The organism is Ensifer meliloti (genome assembly GCF_030064585.1).
GTDB classification, from domain to species: Bacteria; Pseudomonadota; Alphaproteobacteria; order Rhizobiales; family Rhizobiaceae; genus Sinorhizobium; species Sinorhizobium meliloti.
The window spans coordinates 356,768-376,371 of sequence record NZ_CP120364.1 but is presented as its reverse complement, the minus strand read 5'-3'; the positions used below and the strand labels follow the sequence as shown (position 1 = coordinate 376,371).

Annotated in this window: 17 protein-coding genes and 3 pseudogenes; 7 read left to right on the top strand and 13 right to left on the bottom strand. The window is 61.4% G+C overall.

The window, feature by feature from the left end; genetic code table 11:
* Window positions 1-3 precede the first annotated feature (3 nt).
* From exoH to exoT, 5 genes and pseudogenes are all read right to left on the bottom strand, one after another.
* Entirely contained in the window at window positions 4-1,116 is a 1,113-nt protein-coding gene (gene exoH / locus PZL22_RS01630) for a succinoglycan biosynthesis protein ExoH (RefSeq protein WP_127615417.1), read from the bottom strand.
* Between the two features lie 600 nt (window positions 1,117-1,716).
* Window positions 1,717-1,974: a hypothetical protein gene (locus tag PZL22_RS01625; RefSeq protein WP_004434906.1), complete on the bottom strand. Its 258-nt coding sequence runs from the start codon at window positions 1,972-1,974 to the stop codon at window positions 1,717-1,719.
* Window positions 1,975-1,993: 19 nt separating this feature from the next.
* A pseudogene (locus PZL22_RS01620) lies at window positions 1,994-2,568 on the bottom strand (thermonuclease family protein).
* 170 nt (window positions 2,569-2,738) lie between these two features.
* The gene (locus PZL22_RS01615; RefSeq protein WP_162098007.1) at window positions 2,739-2,927 is read right to left on the bottom strand and encodes a hypothetical protein; all 189 of its coding nucleotides are present in this window, start codon (window positions 2,925-2,927) and stop codon (window positions 2,739-2,741) included.
* A gap of 16 nt (window positions 2,928-2,943) precedes the next feature.
* Window positions 2,944-4,428 carry a succinoglycan biosynthesis transport protein ExoT gene (gene exoT, locus PZL22_RS01610; protein WP_284718420.1) on the bottom strand — a complete coding sequence of 495 codons (1,485 nt, stop codon included), beginning with the start codon at window positions 4,426-4,428 and terminating at the stop codon, window positions 2,944-2,946.
* Window positions 4,429-4,552: 124 nt separating this feature from the next.
* Here exoT and exoW point away from each other — a divergent pair, with 124 nt between their 5' ends.
* Entirely contained in the window at window positions 4,553-5,512 is a 960-nt protein-coding gene (gene exoW / locus PZL22_RS01605) for a succinoglycan biosynthesis glycosyltransferase ExoW (protein ID WP_004434930.1), read from the top strand.
* 113 nt (window positions 5,513-5,625) lie between these two features.
* Window positions 5,626-6,576, top strand: coding sequence for a succinoglycan biosynthesis protein ExoV (gene exoV, locus PZL22_RS01600; protein WP_004434933.1), 951 nt, complete (start codon window positions 5,626-5,628; stop codon window positions 6,574-6,576).
* On the opposite strand, the gene exoU is transcribed toward exoV, so the two are convergent.
* Both exoU and exoX read right to left on the bottom strand, forming a co-directional pair.
* A complete protein-coding gene (gene exoU, locus PZL22_RS01595) occupies window positions 6,567-7,595 on the bottom strand; it encodes a succinoglycan biosynthesis glycosyltransferase ExoU (RefSeq protein ID WP_127598541.1) in 1,029 nt (342 codons plus the stop codon). The two genes, exoV and exoU, sit on opposite strands and share 10 nt — an antisense overlap.
* 134 nt (window positions 7,596-7,729) lie before the next feature.
* Window positions 7,730-8,026, bottom strand: coding sequence for an exopolysaccharide production repressor ExoX (gene exoX, locus PZL22_RS01590; RefSeq protein WP_004434938.1), 297 nt, complete (start codon window positions 8,024-8,026; stop codon window positions 7,730-7,732).
* Window positions 8,027-8,797: 771 nt separating this feature from the next.
* Between exoX and exoY the strand changes: the two genes are divergently transcribed.
* The 4 genes from exoY to exoZ are packed head-to-tail and all read left to right on the top strand — an operon-like array spanning window position 8,798 to window position 13,116.
* A complete protein-coding gene (gene exoY, locus PZL22_RS01585; protein ID WP_027988565.1) occupies window positions 8,798-9,478 on the top strand; it encodes an exopolysaccharide production protein ExoY in 681 nt (226 codons plus the stop codon).
* A 53-nt stretch (window positions 9,479-9,531) separates the two neighbouring features.
* Window positions 9,532-10,797 carry an exopolysaccharide production protein ExoF gene (exoF, locus tag PZL22_RS01580; protein ID WP_033048582.1) on the top strand — a complete coding sequence of 422 codons (1,266 nt, stop codon included), beginning with the start codon at window positions 9,532-9,534 and terminating at the stop codon, window positions 10,795-10,797.
* A gap of 7 nt (window positions 10,798-10,804) precedes the next feature.
* Window positions 10,805-12,112, top strand: a complete 1,308-nt coding sequence (locus PZL22_RS01575; RefSeq protein WP_004434947.1) for an O-antigen ligase family protein — start codon at window positions 10,805-10,807, stop codon at window positions 12,110-12,112.
* On the top strand, window positions 12,109-13,116 hold the full coding sequence (exoZ, locus tag PZL22_RS01570) for an exopolysaccharide production protein ExoZ (RefSeq protein ID WP_004434950.1): 1,008 nt from the start codon (window positions 12,109-12,111) through the stop codon (window positions 13,114-13,116). The genes PZL22_RS01575 and exoZ overlap by 4 nt, the downstream gene beginning before the upstream one ends.
* 85 nt (window positions 13,117-13,201) lie before the next feature.
* Here exoZ and galE read toward each other — a convergent pair whose 3' ends face one another.
* Window positions 13,202-14,188 (bottom strand): UDP-glucose 4-epimerase GalE, encoded by a 987-nt coding sequence (gene galE / locus PZL22_RS01565; RefSeq protein WP_010975903.1) that lies wholly within the window; start codon window positions 14,186-14,188, stop codon window positions 13,202-13,204.
* 532 nt (window positions 14,189-14,720) lie between these two features.
* Between galE and PZL22_RS01560 the strand changes: the two genes are divergently transcribed.
* Entirely contained in the window at window positions 14,721-16,535 is a 1,815-nt protein-coding gene (locus tag PZL22_RS01560; protein WP_004434956.1) for an ABC transporter ATP-binding protein, read from the top strand.
* Between the two features lie 225 nt (window positions 16,536-16,760).
* Here PZL22_RS01560 and PZL22_RS01555 read toward each other — a convergent pair whose 3' ends face one another.
* The 5 genes and pseudogenes from PZL22_RS01555 to PZL22_RS01535 form a co-directional block, all read right to left on the bottom strand.
* Window positions 16,761-17,210, bottom strand: a complete 450-nt coding sequence (locus PZL22_RS01555; protein WP_004434958.1) for a hypothetical protein — start codon at window positions 17,208-17,210, stop codon at window positions 16,761-16,763.
* 11 nt (window positions 17,211-17,221) lie between these two features.
* Window positions 17,222-17,411, bottom strand: a pseudogene (locus PZL22_RS01550) (hypothetical protein); the annotation flags it as partial.
* A 57-nt stretch (window positions 17,412-17,468) separates the two neighbouring features.
* Window positions 17,469-17,618: pseudogene (locus tag PZL22_RS01545) on the bottom strand (ATPase domain-containing protein); the annotation flags it as partial.
* 269 nt (window positions 17,619-17,887) lie between these two features.
* Window positions 17,888-18,742, bottom strand: coding sequence for an ABC transporter permease subunit (locus PZL22_RS01540; RefSeq protein WP_004434962.1), 855 nt, complete (start codon window positions 18,740-18,742; stop codon window positions 17,888-17,890).
* Window positions 18,739-19,542, bottom strand: coding sequence for a taurine ABC transporter ATP-binding protein (locus tag PZL22_RS01535; protein WP_004434964.1), 804 nt, complete (start codon window positions 19,540-19,542; stop codon window positions 18,739-18,741). The genes PZL22_RS01540 and PZL22_RS01535 overlap by 4 nt, the downstream gene beginning before the upstream one ends.
* Window positions 19,543-19,604: the final 62 nt, after the last annotated feature.

Sequence of the window (19,604 nt, the reverse complement as noted above, 5' to 3'; positions counted from 1 at the left end):
TCGTTACCTTTGCTGGGGCGAATAGCCTGCCCGCGCGCCTTGCGGCGGCTGCGTGGCCATTCGTTTCGCACCTGTTCGGCTGCCGGTAAGCACTGCGAGCAGGTCCGGCGCCAAGCGCCGTACGAGATTGTGGGACGCGACGAGGATCGCAATGGCGATGAACGGCGCGGTGAAATAGAAGAGCGGATAATAGCTGAGCCCGGTGCGGTTCCAGATCATCCAGAACAACACGAGCAGCGGATAGTGGCCGCAGAAGATCCAGAAACTCAGTCCACTCCCGTGACCCAATTTTTCACCGAGGCGCGTGCGCACGAGCAGCTCCGAGATCGCCCAGGAGCCGATGATGCCCGCAATCGACGTCAGGCGAAGTGCCATGTCGAGCCAAAGCGGGAAATCCGGGCCGGTGTAATAGAGGCCGACGGCGATCACGACTGCGATCGCCAGGAACCCGGCCGCGATCGGTGCCGCGAAGCGATCGAGCATTTTGATGTTCACGCCATGCAGGCTCGCATAGATTCCAGCCGAGAAGCCGAACAGGATCGACTTCTTGAGAAAGATTCCGTTTGGCAGCGGCAGGATCGCATAGGCGAGCAGTGCGAGGAGCGTCACGCGCGGATAACGGCTCACCAGCAATGCCAGAAGCGGCGACAGCAGGATACAGAGCATGAGGTCGCGCAGGAAATACAGTGGCAGGTTGACGGGTGTTGCCTCGATCGCGAAGGCCATGCTCAGCCACTGGCGCGGGGTCGCATTGATCGTGTCGGGCAGATAGCCGAAGCCGAGGCCCTGGCGCTGAATGGCGTAAACGACCACAAAGAAGGAGCCGCTCCAGATAAGGAACGGCAGGAGAACGGTCCGCGCCTTGGTCTTCAGCGTCTTCCAATAGTCGAAATCGGCAAGGCCTCTCCGAAAGAGAAGATAGCCGGAGATCGCGCTGAGGCAGGGCACACCGATGCGGAACAGGCTTTCGCCGAGAAAGACGCGAAGCCAGTCCAACATGCCGTAGTTGCCCAGAAAGGGACTCCACTGCGGATTGTACGGGACGTGCACGAATACGATGCCGGAGATCAGCAGAATACGCATCAGGTTGATGCGCGCCGAGACATTCGCGTCCATACTCACGATATCAGTCACTCCCTATCGGGCAGCGCCTCGCGGCAGCCGTTTCAACAGAGCAGACCTCAGCCCGCAGGAAGAGAAACTAGGGCACTCCCGAAGAAAAAATATGGCGTTGCAGCAGAAAAGCGAACCGAATCATGCTGCAGTGCACCTAAACCGCGAGCTCCCGCAAAAACAGACGGCCGCGGGAAGGGGTCCGCTTTCCTGAAAAATCCCGGTTTCGCGGCATGTTGCAGAAATTGCGCCCCGCAATATTATGGGGCAATCTCCGGTTGAACGACGCAACTGTGAATTTTCAAAGTTGGGCGCGTTTTCTTGGAGGATGGACCGCAATTGAGGCAAGCTCCGGGCGAAATGCGGCAAGGATGGGGCGCATATTGAGGGCTGAGGCCCGTTGAGATTCGGGATACCCTCCGGCTTGTTTGATTTCCTCATCCCTGTGCTCGTCACAGGGATCCAGTCAGACCAAGTCCTTGGGCTGAGAGAACTCTTCCCGCGCCGCAGACGCGGCGCTACTCTCATCTCTATGACAAGCACAGAGATGAAGGGCGGAGGAGAGATTGCAGTCCTCCGATAGCGACCTAAAATTATCGCGGTTCAGCGATCCTTTGGCTTTGCGGAGACGATCTTGGTGTCGCCTTCGCGAAGCGGCTTCGCCAGCTCGTCGATCTCGCTCTGGCGTTTCGCCGCCACCGAGGGGTCCCTCGATTTGAGCGAAGGCACGAAGATTGCCGCCAGAATACCGATCGGCCCGAGAAGACAGCCGATCAGCAGCCAGAGCAGACTATGACCGCCTCTGACCGCCGCGACTACGGCGGTAACAATGGCGCACAGGATCCAGAATTCTAAGATCATTGGCTCTCGTTTGCAGCCTTCAACAACTCGGCTTTCGATTTACCCGGCCGACGCGCGCCGCACAGGCATGCTCGGGCTGCGCGCGCCAGATTCCAGCACCGTTTGATTTGGCAGTTTGCTGCGCGGATGCATAGAGGCCTTTGCTGTCCGTGTCGCGATCGACTGCATTGCCGGACTCGATCAGCCAGCGGTTCACGTCCTTGCCATCGGCCCGGAAACACGTTCCGACGACGCGACCATAACGATCCCTTCCGGGAACTCGCAGCGAGTCGGACGGGATGCCGACAAGAATGAATCCAGGGCCGAGGCCGATTCCTTGCCGCACCGATAATCTGCTCCTCTTTCATCGAGGCAGACCTGCCACTCTTCCGGCGCGTCCACACTGTTAAGTTGGACGCGTTCGCCCGCGATTTCAATAGTGTCGCCGTCGATCACCGAGGCTTGACCAATGATCGGATCTGCAGCCTCGGCGTTATGGGCCATGAGAAGCGTCGCCAGAGCGGCGCCGAGCGCCCGCGCGCTGGCGGAGACCAGTCGTGCCGAGTGCGGCGCGCGCCTGCCAACGGCAGCTACAGCGCTTTTGGTGCCGGTCATGCCCCATCCCTGTTCAGCCGAATACCCGAACAGGCTAACCCAGGTGGGTGCCATTCACATCCTTCAAAACTATGGGTGAATGCCACCGCGGCGTGCATATCGGCGTGACTGAGCGCGTGTATTCGCGCGACTTTTGCTCGTCAGGCGGAATGATTCGCGACACCGCGGGGTCAGAAGACGAACATATAGAGCAGGATAATGACGATGAGGGGAACGCCCATCAACCAAAGGATAATGCCTTTCATCTCGAACATCCATGTTGTTGCCGTCGAACTGTAACGCGGCGTGCCGCAAACCGTTCCCGCGACCGCGCCCCGGCGGCAACAAAAGGGCGGATTGCCCCGTCCTTTTTCTTCCATGGTCGGGCTCGTCTGACTATTCGGCGGCCCCCGCGGGAGCGGCCCTCGGCTTTCGTGCCCGCGCCATGTCCAGGAGCCTCCGCAACAGCGATCGTTCCGTCAGAAGGATCAGAACCGTGTAGATCACGCTGCCGATGGCCGTTCCGGCGATCAATTGCAAGACGGCGTTCGGCACATGTGCGCCGAAATGGTCGAGCAGGAAACGGACGACGAGCGCCATCAGCAGCGCCGCGATCATCGGCCGGCTGGATATGAACAAACCCTTGAGGAAGGGCGTGCTGTCGGCACGGAACACCACCCAGGAGTATCCGACAAGCGTTACGGCATTGACGATGCATAGCCAGATCATCGCCTCGACCAGCGAGCCGTCGATGGCACCGTAGGCGACCGCGCCTGTTGTCGCAACCGCGCGAATCAGCGCCCACCAGAACAGGACGGCTCCCTGGCCGACCCCCTTGAGATAGGGGATGAATGTGCTGCAGGGGGTGAGAATGCCTTTCGATAGTGCGAGAAGTCCGAGGACCGGCCAGGCATAGGCCCACTGGCTCCCGAAAAGGACGAGCATCGCCGGCTCGGCAAGTGCCCAGAGGCCGAACATCATCGGCGCCAGCAGGACGGTGGTCACCTGAGTGCTGAGCATCAGCGCCTGTGAACGCCGCTCACGATCATGCATCATCTGGCCGAAGGTGGGGAATAGCACCCCCATGACGGCAGAGAGGACGACCTGGTTCGGGATGCTCGCGAACCGGTTCGCCGCCGAATAGGCGCCTGCGTCGGACAGCCCGAGATAGCGGGATATGACGACCATCGGAGATTGGAAGGTGATGAAGTTCGCGATCTCGGAGCCCATCATGCCGAAACTGAAGCGGCTGAGCGCCAGAACGCGTTGCAGCGAGAATACGAAGCGCGGTGCGTAACGGGAAACGGCATAAAGCCCGGACAGACGCACCAGCGCGGAGACGAAAAGCTGAGCGAGCAGCGACCATATGCCGAAACCAAGCAGCGCCAGAAGGACGGCAATAACGGCACCGAGCGATTCGGAGATCATGCTCCAGACGGCGTCCTTGCGGAAATTCATCCTCCGGACAAGCAGCGAATAAGCAACGTCGCCGGCGAGCTGCAGCGGGATCAGCAGACTCATGATCCTTAGCAGGTAGGCAGCCTCCGGCGCGCCGAGCAGCGTGGCCAGGGGCTCGGCAAAAACGAACAGTCCGAGCGCCATCATGAGCGCGATGGCGAGGTTTGCCCAGAAAACCGAGTGCACGGTTTCCATCTCCTCATCCTGCTGGATGACGAGTGCGGAGGTGAGGCCGGCGCCGCCGATCATGGCGAGGAACTGCACCACGGTGAGCGCAACAGCGACGGCGCCGAATTCCTCGGGAGACAGAATGCGGGCCAGAATCGGCACCGTGACAAATTTAAGCCCGAATGTCCCTGTCTTGGAAAGAACGCTCCAGCCGACGTTGCGCGTTACGGTTTTTGCGTTAACGGTTGGGGTCATTGGCGAGGATTCCGTGAAAGTCCTTTGAAGGAGGAATGCAAAGGACAAGCTCTAGATATACGGCCGCGACCCGGTGGGAGGAGACCACGCAGACTCTTTTTAGAGAAACCGCAGGGGCGAAAAGATGGCGAAGCTCACAGTTGTCATTCCGTACTACCAGAAGGAACCCGGAATTCTCCGGCGCGCGCTGGCATCCGTTTTTGCTCAGACGCTCGAGGATTTCCATGTTCTCGTGATCGACGACGAATCCCCCTATCCGATAGCGGACGAGCTTGCCGGGCTCGCCCAGGAAGAAAGGGAGCGCATCACCGTAATCCGCCAGCCTAACGGCGGGCCGGGTGGCGCGCGCAATACCGGTCTCGATAATGTTCCCGCCGACAGCGACTTCGTCGCTTTCCTCGATTCCGACGACGTCTGGACGCCGGATCATCTCCTGAACGCCTATCAAAGCATGACGCGTTTCGACGCCGACTGCTATTGGGCCTCGATCACGGGCGGCGACGCCTTCTACTATCATTTCGGGGTCGCGGATCTCGAAAAGAGCGAGACGGTCACGCGCCTCTCGGAAAGCCCGCTCGTCGTCGAGCTCCCCGAACTTCAGGACGTGATGCTGAAGAACTGGAGCTTTCTCCACATGTCCTGCATGGTGATCGGGCGCAAGCTCTTCGAAAAGGTGCGTTTCGAGGCCACGCTCAAGCTTGCGGCCGAGGATGTGCTCTTCTTCTGCGACTGCGTGCTCGCATCCAAGCGCGTGGTGCTTTGCGATGCAGCGGGCGCGGTGCGTGGCGAAGGGCTCAACATCTTTCATTCGATCGATAACGACTCGCCTCAGTTCCTGAAGCAGCAGTTCAATACCTGGGTTGCACTCGACACGCTCGAAGGCCGATATCGTAACCGGCCGAAGGCGATGGAGGCGATCCGATCCTACAAGCATACCGCGCGGCGGCAGGCGCTATGGAGCCAGGCACGCCGGATAAAGCGCAGGAAACTGCCGCAGTTCGATCTTCTTGCCCGCTGGCTCTGGCGAGACCCGCGATTGATCGGCAGCGCCGCCGAGTTGGCGGTTGGAAAACTATCCCGCTAACCTCCTTCGGCCCGATCGGGTACGCGCTGCTTGCCCTGACAACACCCGAAATCAACGACGACATTCGCCACCGCGCGTGTCACGTCGCCTCACAATTGCAAACGGAGACGGTCATGAAGCCGTATTATTGGGAATCCCAGCACGGAAATTTCGGTGACGACCTCAACCTGTGGCTTTGGGATTTCCTGCTGCCCGGTTTTCGCGAGGTCCACCCCGAGACGCTGCTCGTGGGGGTTGGAACGGTCTTGAACCGCGCTCTGCTGCCCAAGGCTACGCATAAGCTCGTCATCGGCAGCGGTTTCGGCTACGGCACGCTTCCCGACATGAGCGACCCTAAGGAATGGGATATCCGCTCGGTCCGCGGTCCGCTGACGGCTGCGAAGCTCGGCGTGGCTCCCGAACTTGGTATCATCGATCCTGCGGTGATGGTCGCCGACCTTCCGGAGTTTCAGGGCCTTCGAAAGATATATAAGCGGAGCTTCGTACCACACTGGGAATCGGCGATCGCCGGATTGTGGCCGGCGATCTGCGACGCGGTCGGGCTCAACTATATCGACCCGCGTGGCGAGGCCAAGGACGTCATCCGAAAGATCGGCCAGTCGGAGCTTATCGTCGCCGAATCCATGCACGGCGCCATCCTGGCCGACGCGTTCCGCGTTCCCTGGACCGCGGTCAGCACGTCGCACAGCATCAACAGCTTCAAGTGGAACGACTGGGCCCAGACCCTCGGCGTCACCTACCGCCCCCGGCGGGTGCCGGTGTCGACGCGGGCGGAGGCCATGATCAAGGGTGCCCGTTTCTGGGGCATGGATTTCCAGGCGAAGGAACCGCAGCCGGAGGACCCGAACCGCCGGCAGATCGACGGAGACCTGGCGGTCGCCGAGCGTGAACCACGCCAGACTTCATTGCGCGCTGCCGCCAAGCGAGCGCTCGCCGCGCCGGCGACGCTGGCGCTGTGGCAGGCAAGCCGGGCGGCGCCGCAATTGAGCAAGGACAGTGCGCTGGCAGAGCGCAAGGAGCGTTTCCGCACGGTACTCGACGGCATACGCCGGGACTATTTTTGAGGCTGATCCACGGCAAGAGTCTCGAGCAGATAGCGCACGTCGCCCTTGCCACCGAGGGCGAGGGGCGCCGGCGAACCGGACGGACGAAAACGTTCGGTCTTGTCCGCAAGGATTCCGCCGATGATCGCCGGCAGTGCCGCCGGGTGGGTCAGGGCGTAGCCGAATGCACGACCCACGCCCTGCTGGTTCTTGAGATCGAGAAAATGCCGTAGTTCGTAGCGGTCGCGAATGTGGCGCTCGTGCCGGCGGACCGCCGCTTCGGCGTCGCTGCTCAGCCGGCTCCCTGCAAGAATTGCACGATCTGCCTCATAGAGACGCTTGAGGTCGATCGTCCGGTGACTGCCGCTCAGCGAGTTGCCGCGGACGACGGCGGCATAGCCGCAACTGTGGATGATCTTGTAGCGTGCGCCATTGGCGAGCGCGCGAGCGTAGAGATCGTAATCTTCGCCAAGGCGCAGCGTCTCGTTGTAGCGCAGGCCATGCTGGTCGAGGAAGGCGCGTCGCATCAGCGGCTTCAGAAAGCCTATTTCGCCGCGCCGCACGCCGCGTCGCGAGATGTTTCCTTCGACGAAGCCGACGAGATCGATGAGCCGGGGGGTAGGGGCGAATCGGTCGATCCTGCCATGCGCGGTTGCCGCCTGCGCGGCATCGATGAACGCGATGTTGTCCGCAATGAAGTCCCAGCCGTCCTGCGAAAGCAATTGGCCCAGGCGTCCCGGAAAGAAGAAATCATCCGCGTCGAGCACGCCGATAAGCGGAGAATGCGAGATTGCGATCGCATGATTGCGCGCGGCCGCGGGGCCGCGGTTTTCTTCGAAGCGAACGACATTCAGCCGCCCCGTTCCGTCATCCGCAGCGCGTGCCACCGAAGCGCTCTCATCGGTCGAGCCGTCATCGATGACGACGACTTCTGCCGCCTCCGGTTCGGCAAGCGCCGAAGCGACCGCGCGCGCTATGGTGTCGGCGGCATTCTTCGCGGCGATGATGATGCAGACGTCCGTCGGCGCGGCTGCGGTCATGTGAGGCCTCCAGCGAGTTATCGGCTGTCGCGCCTCAAGGGCGCGAAGTTGCCGGAACCATGCCGTGCGATCATGTCGCAAACGCGTCAGGCGAAAAATTTTTTGCAAGTGCGAAGGAGAGCGGCGCCAGCCGCTCAGGAATTGAGATGATGAGGCCGGTTCAGTCTGCGCAGCGAGACCTTTCCCGGCTGCTTCTCATCGTTGGCTGCCTCGGCCGTCACGAACTGCTTTTGCGAAGAAAGCCTGCGGCGCTCGCGCGCCTCTTTCCATACGAGGAACAGAACGGCGACGAAGTAGCCGACTTGAATGAGGACCGCGCAGATCAGGGTCTGGATCGCCGTCGAGGCGAGCGATCCATTGAGGTAATAAGTTGCAACGGCAAAAGCCGCCAAAGCGCCGATCATGCTCAGAAAAACACGCGGTGCGAACATGGCGCTAACCTACCCTCGGGTCTGCGATTGGGAACCTCATAAGAGCTGTTGCCCTCTCCTCCTGCCTGGCCACTATATTAGCGCCCGCTTTTCTCTTCAACCGGGAAACGCTACTTTGTTGCAGTCGAGCATACATCGGAAATCTTTCCGCCGCCTTTAAGCATTGGCTCCATTTCCACAATTCAAACGGGTGTGATCGCGGATAAGTTCCCCATCTCCGGGGCAGTTTGCCGCGTGAAATGGATGCGCGCGGAACGCGGCCGTATTTCCCCTAAAATTGCCCGGCCTTTCGGAAAGCTGCCTTGGGTGCTGCCTCTTGGGGCGTGTGGCCGGCCTTTTTTCCCGATCAACTTTTGTTACACGTGTTTGAGCGGCTAGCCTCAGCAACTGTGCGCCGCAATAAAATGTTGCGGTGCAAAAAAAGTGAGGGAAAGTTGCCGCGCGTCAATTTCGTGCACCAGCGGGTCCGCTGTTCGTCAGTGCAGAATGATGCGTCTATTAACAATACTTTATAATCCGAAATAACTAGCCCGCGACGATGTTTTCGGTTTGCGATGCGGCGGGGAACTATCCTAACCCCTGATTTGCGCTCTCCGAAATTAACTCTTCGTAATATTTCGCGACTTTCGCCACCTTGAACCGTCTGCGGGACGGGCGGCGCAGAGCTGCCATCATTCCGCCTTCAAAAAACAAATTCTGACCATACACTCACGTTAGATGAGCCCGCGTCCCACGGGACCGACAATCGCCAACGTAAATGGAGTCACCTCTATGAAGTCCGCGACTCGCTCGGCCAGTTCGCCGTTTTTTATCCCCGAAGAAACCGGGGCAGTCCGACCGATCGGAGGTATGGCAAAACGCAGTTTCGACATTCTTGCCGCCTCCGTGGCCCTCCTTCTCTTCAGCCCGCTCTTTTTGCTCATCATGGCCCTCGTCAAGTTCTCGGACGGCGGCAGTGTCTTTTATGGGCATCGCCGAATCGGTCACAATGGCCAATCCTTCAAGTGCCTGAAATTCCGTACGATGATGGAAAAGGGCGACGAGGTCCTCGAAGAGTTTTTCAGGATCAACCCCGACGCCTATGAAGAATGGCGTACGACCCGCAAGCTTCAGAACGATCCGCGCGTGACCGTTGTCGGGGCAGTCCTGCGTAAGCTCAGCCTCGACGAGTTGCCGCAGCTCCTCAACATCATTCGCGGTGAAATGAGCGTCGTCGGCCCCCGTCCGGTGGTCGAAGACGAACTCGAACTCTATGATTCGGCAGCCGTCTTTTATCTGCGATCGCGTCCCGGCCTGACGGGGCTCTGGCAGATCAGCGGCCGCAACGACGTCTCCTACGCCACGCGCGTCGCTTTCGACACGCAATATGTCCAGAACTGGTCGCTTTTCGCCGACCTTGTCATTGTTTTCAAGACGATCCCTGCCGTCTGCCTCTCCCGCGGCAGCTACTGAAATCTTGGCGCCGGCCCGGCATGGGCAACGTCGAGCAACGGAAATATCCAAAAATGCAATCGAATAGACGATCAGGGAAATCCGCTGGTTCCCGTATGGCTTCCTGTTTTACCCGCCTGGCGCTCCTTGCTGCACTCGCAGCTTCAGGGGCGTCGCTGGCGCGGGCCGATGAGTACCGGCTCGGCGTCATGGACAAGCTCCGGGTTCGCGTGGCCGAGTGGCAAACCGCCGAAGGCGCGGTCCGCGACTGGTCGGCCGTCAGCGGCGACTATACGGTGGGTCCATCCGGCAATCTTTCCCTGCCCTTCGTCGGCGATCTGCCTGCCTCCGGCAAGACGACGTCGGAGGTCGCGGAAGAGATCGGCGTCAAGATGCAGAAGCTTTTCGGCCTCAGGGATCGCCCCTCCGCGTCGGTGGAGATGGCGCAATATCGTCCGGTCTATCTCTCCGGCGAGGTGCAGACGCCCGGAGAATACCCCTATGCTCCCAATTTGACGGTATTGAAGGCCGTCAGTCTCGGGGGAGGGCTGCGGCGGGCGGATAACGGCCAGCGATTCGCGCGCGACTACATCAATGCCAGCGGGGAATCCGCGGTGCAGGTTGCGGAACGCAGCCGTCTGCTCATTCGCCGCGCGCGACTGCTTGCCGAAATCGGCAAGCGCGACACAATCCCTATGCCCGAGGAGCTCAAGAACGTTCCGGACGCCGAAAAGCTGCTCGCCAGCGAGACTGCGCTTATGGAATCGCGTGACAAGCGCCAGAAGCGTCAGCTCGATGCGCTCGCCGATCTGAGATCTCTTCTCCAGAGCGAGATTGAAGCACTCGCAAAGAAAGCTGAAACGCAGGCCCGCCAGCTCGAGCTTGCCACGGAGGATCGCGACAAGGTCGACAGCCTTGCCGAAAAAGGGCTGGCGCTCAGCCAGCGCAAACTGTCCCTCGAGCAGCGGGTCGCGGACGTTCAGGCGTCGCTGCTGGACATCGACACCGCATCCCTCAAGGCAAAGCAGGATGCAAGCAAGGCGGCGCAGGACGAAACGAACCTCCGCAACGACTGGGATGCTCAGCTTGCTCAGGAACTGCAGAACACCGAAGCCGAGCTGGACACGCTGACGTTGAAGCTCGGCACCAGTCGGGATCTCATGACCGAGGCGCTGCTGCAGTCGGCGGATGCGGCCCAGCTCGAAGAGCAGGCCGCCGAGATTACCTATTCGATTATTCGCGACAAGGACGGCAAGCCGACCGAGATCGCCGCCGACGAGAACACACCCGTGCTGCCCGGCGATGTCATCAAGGTGAATACTGCACTGGCAATGCGGTGAGGCAGGCATGAGGATATCCAAGGCGAGCCTTGTCAGACCTGGAGCGAATGAAGTCTACGGCATCTTCGCCCTGGCCTTGTCGCTCTTCGTCTTTGCCTATTCGGCGCGTTTCGGACAGGTTTCCATCCTCGCCTATTATGGCCTGTGGCTGCCGCTCGTCCTCGTCGACTACCGCAAGGTTCTCGGCAACTACGCCAGCTATCTCTGGATATTCGCCTTCACCATCTTCGCCTGCATTACGATCTTCTGGTCGGCGGCCCCGTCCTTGTCGCTGCGCACCGGAATACAGTATCTGAGCCATGTCGTCTGTGCGCTCATCGCAATGCGCACGATCGACATCCGCACGCTGACGCGCGGCATGATTGCGGGCGCCGCAATCGTGCTCCTCTATTCGCTGCTCTTCGGTACCTATCATTACGATCCGCTGGACGGCACCTACAGCTTCGTTGGAGCATTCGCGTCGAAGAACCAGTTGGGCTTCTACGCCTCGCTCGGCATCTATTTCGCCTTCGCGGCCGTGTTTGTGCTCGGGGAGAAGGGGCTGTGGATGGGCGCGGCAGGGTGTGCCGGATTGATTGCCGCCTATTGCCTGCTGACGTCGCAATCGGCGACCTCCGTGTTGACGACTGCGGCCGTCATCGGTCTTTGCCTCGGGATGCGGGCGATCACGGCCTTGCGTCCCGCGAGCAGGAAGCTCCTCTTCATTGCCTCATCGGTGTTCGGCGGCGTTGCCGCCGTCGCGATGATCTATGCCGGTGGCGTCGATCTGATCCTCGGCGCCTTCGGCAAGGATTCGACGCTCACCGGGCGCACCTATCTCTGGCAGCAGGGCATCGAGGCGGCGAAGGCGTCGCCACTCGTCGGCGTCGGCTATCAGGCCTATTGGGTGCAGGGTTTCTCCGAAGCCGAGCGGCTATGGGAGGAGTTCTATATCGGTTCGCGCGCCGGCTTCCATTTCCACAACACCTTCATCGAAGCGGTCGTCGAGACGGGCTTGATCGGCCTGATCCTGCTTACCATGGTGCTGGTCACAGCGTTCTTCGGACAGTTGAAGCGCCTGCTTTCGGAGGATCGCGATCCGGAGTCGATGGTACTCTTCGGTGTCGGCGCGCTGCTCTTCGTGCGTGCCTTCGTCGAAATCGATATTCTCACCCCCTACCACGTCGGGTCCTTCCTCCTGTACTTCACGGCCGGCAAACTGACGATCCCGCGCCGCCGGCGGGCAGCGACGCTGCTCTGGCCGGCAGGGCTCGATCCGGCGCCCTACGGGCGGTCTTTCGGCCCGATGATGCCGCGGCCGGGAGACAGCCGTTGAAGACGATCCACGGCATTCAATATCTTCGCGCGGCGGCGGCAATCGCCGTTGTGCTCTTCCACGCGGCGGAAAAGACCGGCCATCATTTCACGATCGGAGCCGCCGGCGTCGATGTCTTTTTCGTCATCAGCGGCTTCATCATGTGGGTCATCAGCGATCGCAGGTCCGTGACACCCGTGGAATTCATCGCCGATCGTGCCCGCCGCATCGTGCCGGTCTATTGGCTCGCGACTGCGGTGATGGTCGCGGGGGCACTGGCGGGTCTGTTCCCCAATCTGGTGCTGACACTGGAACATGTTCTGGCGTCGCTGTTCTTCGTGCCCGCGCGCTCGCCGAGCAGTGGAGAGATTTGGCCTGTGCTCGTGCAGGGCTGGACGCTCAATTTCGAGATGCTCTTCTACGCGGTCTTCGCCGGCTCGCTGTTCATGCCGCGCAACTGGCGGCTCCCCGTCGTCTCGGGGTTGTTCCTTGCGTTGGTGATCGCCGGCCGCGTAGCCGCCTTCGACGATGCGGTTATGCTGACCTATACGCGGCCGGTCATTCTGGAATTCGTCGCCGGCATGATCATCGGCGAGTTCTGGTTGAAGGGCAGGGTGCCGCCACTCGCCGTCGGTTCCGCGCTGTTCGCCTGCTCGCTCGGCGGCTTCGCTCTCATCGGTGTGCTCGGTCTCCCATTCGACGAACTGACGACCGGGCCGCTGGCGGTGCTGCTCGTCATTGGCGTGCTCTCTCTGGAGGCGAACGGCTGCGTGCGGGCGCTGTCGCTGCCGGGGCTACTCGGCGACGCCTCCTATTCGATTTATCTCTGGCACACTTTTGCGATTTCGGTCGTGGCGAAGGCAGGACTTGCCATCGGTCTCGGCGCGCCCGCAACGATGTTCGCAGCGGTTTTTTCGGGAACGCTCATAGGCATCGCCGCTTACATGATGCTCGAGCGCCCGCTGCTGCGGCGCGGCGGCGCCCGGCGAGTCACGGCAGGCCTGGCAGGCCGAGCGGCCGAATAGAGCGCCTCCACGAAAAGTCTGAACGGTTTGGAAAGAAGACCGGGCTGCCCATCGTTCCGGCAGCCACGGTCGCTGGTCGGGAAAGTCAGCCGCCTTGATTTCTGCGCGAGTGCCAGTTCCATGCCGATTCGGTAATCGCTGCGAGATCGTATTGCGGCTCCCAGCCTAGAACCTGACGCGCCTTGTCATTGTTGGCGACAAGCGTGGTCGAATCGCCTTCGCGCCGCTCGGCGTAACCGATGTTGAACGGTCGCTTGGCCACTTTTTCGATCGCGTCCAGCAGTTCCTTCACCGTCGTACCGGTGCCGGTCCCGAGATTGAGCGCGACGCTCTCGCCGCCCTCCAGGAGATAGTCGACCGCACGCACATGGGCATCCGCCAGATCGAGGACGTGGATATAGTCCCGCACGCACGTTCCGTCGCGCGTGTCGTAGTCGGTCCCGAAGACCTTGAAGCCCTCGCGCCGCCCAAGTGCCGCATCGATCGCGAGCGGGATCGCATGGGTTTCCGGCTCATGCCATTCGCCGATGCGGCCCTCGAAGTCGGCACCCGCGGCATTGAAGTAGCGCAGGATGACCGAGCGCAGGCCCTTGTAGAGACCGTAGTCCTTCAGCGCCTGCTCGCAGATCCACTTGGTGCGGCCATAGGGATTGATCGGCGCCTGCTTATGGCTCTCGTCCATCGGTACGCTGTCGGGCAGTCCGTAGGTCGCGCACGTCGATGAGAAGACGAAGGCGTCGATGCCCGCGGCAAGCGCCGCAGACAAAAGGGTCAGCGTGCCGATGACGTTGTTGTCATAGAAGGCGGCCGGGTCCTTGACCGACTCGCCCACCTCGATCATCGCCGCGAAGTGCAGGATCGCCCGCGGCTTGTGCCGCGCAAGAACCTCGTCAAGACGCTGCCTGTCACGAATATCGCCCTTTTCGAGAACGCCCCACTTGACGAATTCCTCGTGGCCGTTGGAGAGGTTGTCGTAGACGACGGGTTGGTAACCCTTTGCCGCAAGCTGAAGGCAGGTATGCGAGCCGATATAGCCGGCGCCGCCGACCACGAGAATGTTGTTGTTCTGCACGGGCAACCTCTGAGGGTGATTTCTGAAATTCGACAGAGCAGGCTTCGCAATGAATAGCGGCGAAATTTCCAACAGAATATGAAAGTTCTGCAAAATCGCGGCATATTCAACAGCTTCGCGGCGGGGAAGCGCGGACTGCACCGACGTTCAATCCTGGATGCCGCATGGCATCTGCGCATTAAGCGGAATGTTAGGCAAACTGTTGCAAACTTGCAGCACGCCGGCTCTGCTTGCGGGAAAATACAATATTGACGCTTGGCGTCCGTGGGGACCTCAACTATAAGCGGTCCTTCGGCAATCAGATCAGGGAGGTTACGATGCAGGCATTTTCTTCTCCCTACGGGGCGGATCCACGATCCTGACCCTGTGACGCAAGCGTTCGCGCTTCTTCGCAGCAGGCAGGAATTGTCATCGCCCCACCGCTTCTTCTTAGAAGCCGGCGATCCGCTGATGCCGTTCTGACCCTTTCCTCAACGGCATTTTCATGCTTTCGAAATATTGAGGCCGGTGCGCTCGTCACCGGGCAGCACCTATGGCATTTACTCGTTTCACGGCGCGCAACCGCGCCTTCCGTAGCGTTTTTCGATTCTCCTGGGCCCATTGGAAGAAGCAGCCGGTGCGGCTCGCGGCTCTTCTGTTGACCGTGCTGCTTTCGACGCTCGCCGATGTGCTTACGCCGCTCTACTCCGGCCGGCTGGTCGACGCGGTGATTTCAGGTGCGGCGAGCGACGAGGTCGCCTGGAATGCAGCGATGGCGGCCTTCTTGATGCTGATGGCCCTGTCGTTCGGTGCCATCATCCTCAGGCATGTGACCTTCATGGGTATCGTCAGCCTCACGCTGAAGATGATGTCGGATATCGCCGCGGCCGCCTTTCATCACATCCAGCGGTTCTCCAGTGACTGGCACGCCAACAGCTTCGCCGGTTCGACGGTCCGCAAGGTGACGCGCGGCATGTGGGCGCTCGATCTCTTGAACGATACGCTCCTCGTCGCGCTTTTCCCTTCTATCGTCATGCTGGTCGGCTCCACGGCGCTGATGGCCTGGTACTGGCCGATGATGGGGGTGATCATCGGGCTCGGCTCGATCGCCTTCATCGCCGTCACCGTTTCCCTTTCGCTCGGCTACGTGGCGCCGATGGCGAGCCTTGCCAACAGCTGGGACACGCGGCTTGGCGGGGCGCTCGCCGATGCGGTCAGCTGCAATACCGTCGTCAAGGCCTTCGGTGCGGAAGGGCGCGAGGACGCGCGTCTCGCCAAGGTTCTCCGTAAATGGGAAAACCGGACGCGGCGCACCTGGTCGCGCGGCACGCTCAACGGTACGGCGCAGGGCGCAATGCTGCTCGTCCTGCGCGCGGCCGTGATCGGCTTTGCCCTCCTGCTGTGGGCGAGAGGGCAGGCGACCGCAGGCGACATAACCTTCGTGCTCACCTCGTTCTTCATCCTGCAGGGCTATCTGCGGGAGGTGGGCATGCATATCCGCAACCTGCAGCGGTCGATCAACGACATGGAGGAGCTCGTCGCCATTCACGGCCAGCCGCTCGGCGTCGAGGACCGGCCGGGCGCAAAGCCCATCCGCATCACCGAGGGCGAGATCGAGTTCCGCGATGTGACCTTCCATTACGGGGCGCATCGCGCGCCTCTCTACGAGGGCTTCTCGGTCAATATCGCGGCCGGCGAGCGTGTCGGTCTCGTCGGGCATTCCGGTTCGGGCAAGACGACGTTCATCAAGCTGATACAGCGTCTCCATGATTTGAATGCCGGTGAGATCCGCATCGACGGGCAGAATATCGCCGACTTCACCCAGGCGTCGCTGCGCCAGCAGATCGCCATCGTGCAGCAGGAGCCGATCCTGTTTCACCGCTCGCTTGCCGAGAATATCGCCTACGCACGGCCGGGAGCGACGCAACGCGACATCGAGGAGGCGGCAAGGCTTGCGAGCGCGCATGACTTCATCGCCGCGCTGCCAAAGGGCTATGGGACGCTGGTCGGCGAACGTGGCGTGAAGCTTTCGGGCGGCGAGCGCCAGCGGGTGGCGATTGCCCGCGCCTTTCTGGCGGATGCACCCATCCTCATCCTGGACGAGGCGACGTCGAGCCTCGATTCGGAGTCCGAGGTGCTGATCCAGCAGGCGATGGAACGGCTGATGACGGGGCGCACCACGCTCGTGGTCGCACACCGGCTTTCCACCGTGCGTGCGCTGGACCGCCTTCTGGTCTTCGATCGCGGCCGCATTGCGGAAGAAGGCGACCACGGGGCGCTCATCCGCGTCAAGGGCGGCATCTATCGCAGTCTCTTCGAAAGACAGGCGCTGGAACTGACGAAGGGTCTCATCCTCAGCGAGGGATGAGGCCACAAACCGGGGCCAAGGGCCCGGTCGACCGCTGCGAGCAAAGATGCGGCGATCGACCGGCCGATGTAGAAAGGCACACGGTTGGCGGGTTAGGCCGCGGCAATTTTCAATGCGTTACAAGGTCTTGCGCCAACTCGAAACGCCCCAAACGTCAGGCCAAAATGACCGCGCCCGTGAGTAAAAGGTTTCCCTTGGCGGCCTGCCTTAAGACCTTTACCATAGTCACTCTTGCTGCGGCAACGGAATCAATGTTTTCGTCTTGCTCTTGACGGGCTTTTCGCCCGGAACATGGGACATGGACTTCGTCCGGCTCTGCAATCCGTCGTCCGTAACCTTGGTCTTGGTCTGTGACTTGCTGAATGTTCCTTTGTCCATGGCCTGAGCCTTTGATCGTCCCTGCAATTGGGAGGGATTGTCGTTTATCTTCGTCTGGCTCTTCGCCTTTCCTTCCGAGGTTGCTGCGCTTCCGCCTGCGCCAATCGATGACGTCGTTCCGTCATCGGTTCTGCATGTGCCCGCCGTTCCGATCGTGCTGGCTGAGGTGCCACCGGCCGTAGCACTTCCGCCAGATCCGACGGTTCCGGCCGCATCGCACTCCTGAGCGTCTGCTGGCACGAAGGCGGCCGTTGCCGACGCGACGACGAAAAATGCAAAAATCGTTCTTCGAAGCATCACGGCTCCTTTCATTTCTTCGGCTTGATGATTGCGCAGGTTCCATCCGACCGGCGCGTGATGGTCGTGCCGTCGGGGCGGGTCACGCTAGCGGTAGCAAAGCTCTCTCCACCGGAGGACCCCGCTCGTCACCGAGGATGAGGAACTGCTCGTGGCAGACCCACCGCTCGCGGTGGCGCCGCCGCCAACCGTCGACCTGGAGGGGGTCAATCGCCGCTTCTGCAGTGCACGGCGGCGCCGATTTCCAGCGTGTCGCCGTCGTATGAATTGCAGGGCCGCGGTCGTCTTGCCCGACCCCGGTGCGCCCTGGACGATGTAGAAATTTGATGCTGGCAAGCCGCCGCGGAGGATTTCGTCCAGCCCGGAGATACCAGAGCTCACTACTGTATGCTTCTTGCGCTCTGCCACGTTCACCTCTCGATGATGTTCAACATTGAAGACGAGAATGAAAGTTGGGCCGTCGAGTATGATTTCGAGTTCGAACTGAGAACAAGCTGAGGCAAACCGTTCTGCCGGAGTTTGCGGCCACACGCCCCTCGGCAGCCTGCCGCCTCCATAGGGCGGCACAATGTGGTGCTTGATGAGCCTCGAGCCGGCGTGATCGCTGATGTCGGGAAGCGTCGGCGGCGCCCCAGTCCGGAACTTCGCCGGCGGCACCGTTCATACCCGGTTGGGGCTCAGTTTGCCGAAGCCCAGGGCGCCAGCCACCGTTCGAGGGCACGCGCTGCGATTTCAAGGAGTATGGCGATCAACGCGATAACGGCGATGCCCGCGATCACCACATCGGTGACGAGGAACTGCGCCGCCGACTGGATCATGAAACCGAGCCCTCGGGTGGCGGCCACGAGTTCCGCAGCAACGAGCGTCGACCACCCCGCGCCGAGAGCGATTTTCGTACCTGTCAGGATCGAGGGCAGGGCGGAGGGCAGGATCACATGAAGCGTTACCTGCCGCTTGGTGGCTCCGAAGGCACGGGCCGCGTTAATGTGGTCCTTTGGTACGCAGCGGACACCGGATGCCGTCGAGATAATTATCGATGGCAGCATCGATAGGGCGATGACGGTCACTTTGGAGGCCTCGCCGATGCCGACCCAGATGATGATCAAGGGCAGATAGGCCAGAGGCGGCAGCGGCCGCAGAAATTCGACGATCGGGTCAAGGATGCCCCGGCCGACGCGACTTGTGCCGATCGCAAGCCCGGCAGGCACGCCGATCACAACAGAAACGGCGAGGCCGCCGAGCACGCGTCCGAGGCTTGCCAGTACATGCTCCAGCAAGGTCGAATCGACAAAGCCCACCGAAACAAGGTTCCAAAGGGATACGGCGACGACGGCCGGAGAGGGCAAGAACACGGGCGAGACGAGCTCGGCCGAGGTCGCCGCCGCCCAGCTCCCCACGAGGCCGACCACCGTCAGAAGTGAAATCAGGAAAATCGGCACCGGCCTTGTTCGAATGGGCGCCCGGCCCGGCTCGGTTGCATTTGCATCGGGATTGTAGCGGCAGGACTCTTCCTGATCGGTCGTGAGCGTCATGCGGCAAGCTCCTCTTCCCGGGTAACGGAGTTGATGAAGCCGGTCACATCATCATGCAGGCGCTTGAAGGCGGGCGACGAGCGCACCACGTTCGCCGGGGTCCCGGCGAGAATATCGGCGGTAAAGCTGCTGGTGATATCGGCCGCAAGCCGGCCGGGATTCGGTGAGAGCACAACAATACGCGTGGCGAGGAGAAGTGCCTCGTCGATACTATGGGTGATCAGCAGCGCGCCGGACCGGCTCTTCGCCCAGACATCCAGAAGGAAGGTCTGCATCCTGCTGCGCGTCAGCGCATCGAGCGCGCCGAGCGGCTCGTCCAGCAGGAGGAAACGGGGTTCGGCGGCAAGCGCACGCGCGATTCCGACGCGCTGACGCATACCACCCGAAAGTTCCCACACCCGGCGTTTTCCCGCGGCTGAGAGGCCCACGAGCTCGAGAAGCTCGTCGGCTCGCGCGCGGCGCTCCCGCTCGCCTACGCCCTTGAGCCTCAAGGGAAAAGCGACGTTATCGCGGGCGTCCAGCCAGGGATAGAGCGCGTCGTCCTGAAAAACCACGGCGCGTTCGGCGCCAGGTCCCTCGACGGTTTTCCCGTCGAGCTTCACAGTCCCGCCAGTTGGCTCCAGAAAACCGGCAGCGAGGTTGAGAAGGCTGGTCTTGCCGGAGCCGGACCGTCCGATAACCACGACAAATTCGCCCGTCGTGAGGGAGACAGTGACCCGGTCCAGCACCAGTTGCGATGCGGCGTGGCGATCGCGGGGCGGATAGACGAGGCTCACCTCGTTGAATGATAGCTGGCTCATGGCGTGCTCCTCGAAATACGAGGACGCGGTCCAGGGAGACCGCGTCGCTTCGCTCGGCGCGG

Coding starts and splice junctions, on each gene's coding strand:
- PZL22_RS01535 (WP_004434964.1), bottom strand. CDS start 19,542: ATGAGCCAGCTATCATTCAACGAGGTGAGCCTCGTCTATCCGCCCCGC.
- PZL22_RS01540 (WP_004434962.1), bottom strand. CDS start 18,742: ATGACGCTCACGACCGATCAGGAAGAGTCCTGCCGCTACAATCCCGAT.
- PZL22_RS01560 (WP_004434956.1), top strand. CDS start 14,721: ATGGCATTTACTCGTTTCACGGCGCGCAACCGCGCCTTCCGTAGCGTT.
- exoV (WP_004434933.1), top strand. CDS start 5,626: ATGAAGCCGTATTATTGGGAATCCCAGCACGGAAATTTCGGTGACGAC.
- exoT (WP_284718420.1), bottom strand. CDS start 4,428: ATGACCCCAACCGTTAACGCAAAAACCGTAACGCGCAACGTCGGCTGG.
- PZL22_RS01625 (WP_004434906.1), bottom strand. CDS start 1,974: ATGATCTTAGAATTCTGGATCCTGTGCGCCATTGTTACCGCCGTAGTC.
- exoW (WP_004434930.1), top strand. CDS start 4,553: ATGGCGAAGCTCACAGTTGTCATTCCGTACTACCAGAAGGAACCCGGA.
- PZL22_RS01575 (WP_004434947.1), top strand. CDS start 10,805: ATGAGGATATCCAAGGCGAGCCTTGTCAGACCTGGAGCGAATGAAGTC.
- PZL22_RS01555 (WP_004434958.1), bottom strand. CDS start 17,210: ATGCTTCGAAGAACGATTTTTGCATTTTTCGTCGTCGCGTCGGCAACG.
- exoY (WP_027988565.1), top strand. CDS start 8,798: ATGAAGTCCGCGACTCGCTCGGCCAGTTCGCCGTTTTTTATCCCCGAA.
- exoH (WP_127615417.1), bottom strand. CDS start 1,116: ATGGACGCGAATGTCTCGGCGCGCATCAACCTGATGCGTATTCTGCTG.
- exoF (WP_033048582.1), top strand. CDS start 9,532: ATGCAATCGAATAGACGATCAGGGAAATCCGCTGGTTCCCGTATGGCT.
- PZL22_RS01615 (WP_162098007.1), bottom strand. CDS start 2,927: ATGGAAGAAAAAGGACGGGGCAATCCGCCCTTTTGTTGCCGCCGGGGC.
- exoX (WP_004434938.1), bottom strand. CDS start 8,026: ATGTTCGCACCGCGTGTTTTTCTGAGCATGATCGGCGCTTTGGCGGCT.
- exoU (WP_127598541.1), bottom strand. CDS start 7,595: ATGACCGCAGCCGCGCCGACGGACGTCTGCATCATCATCGCCGCGAAG.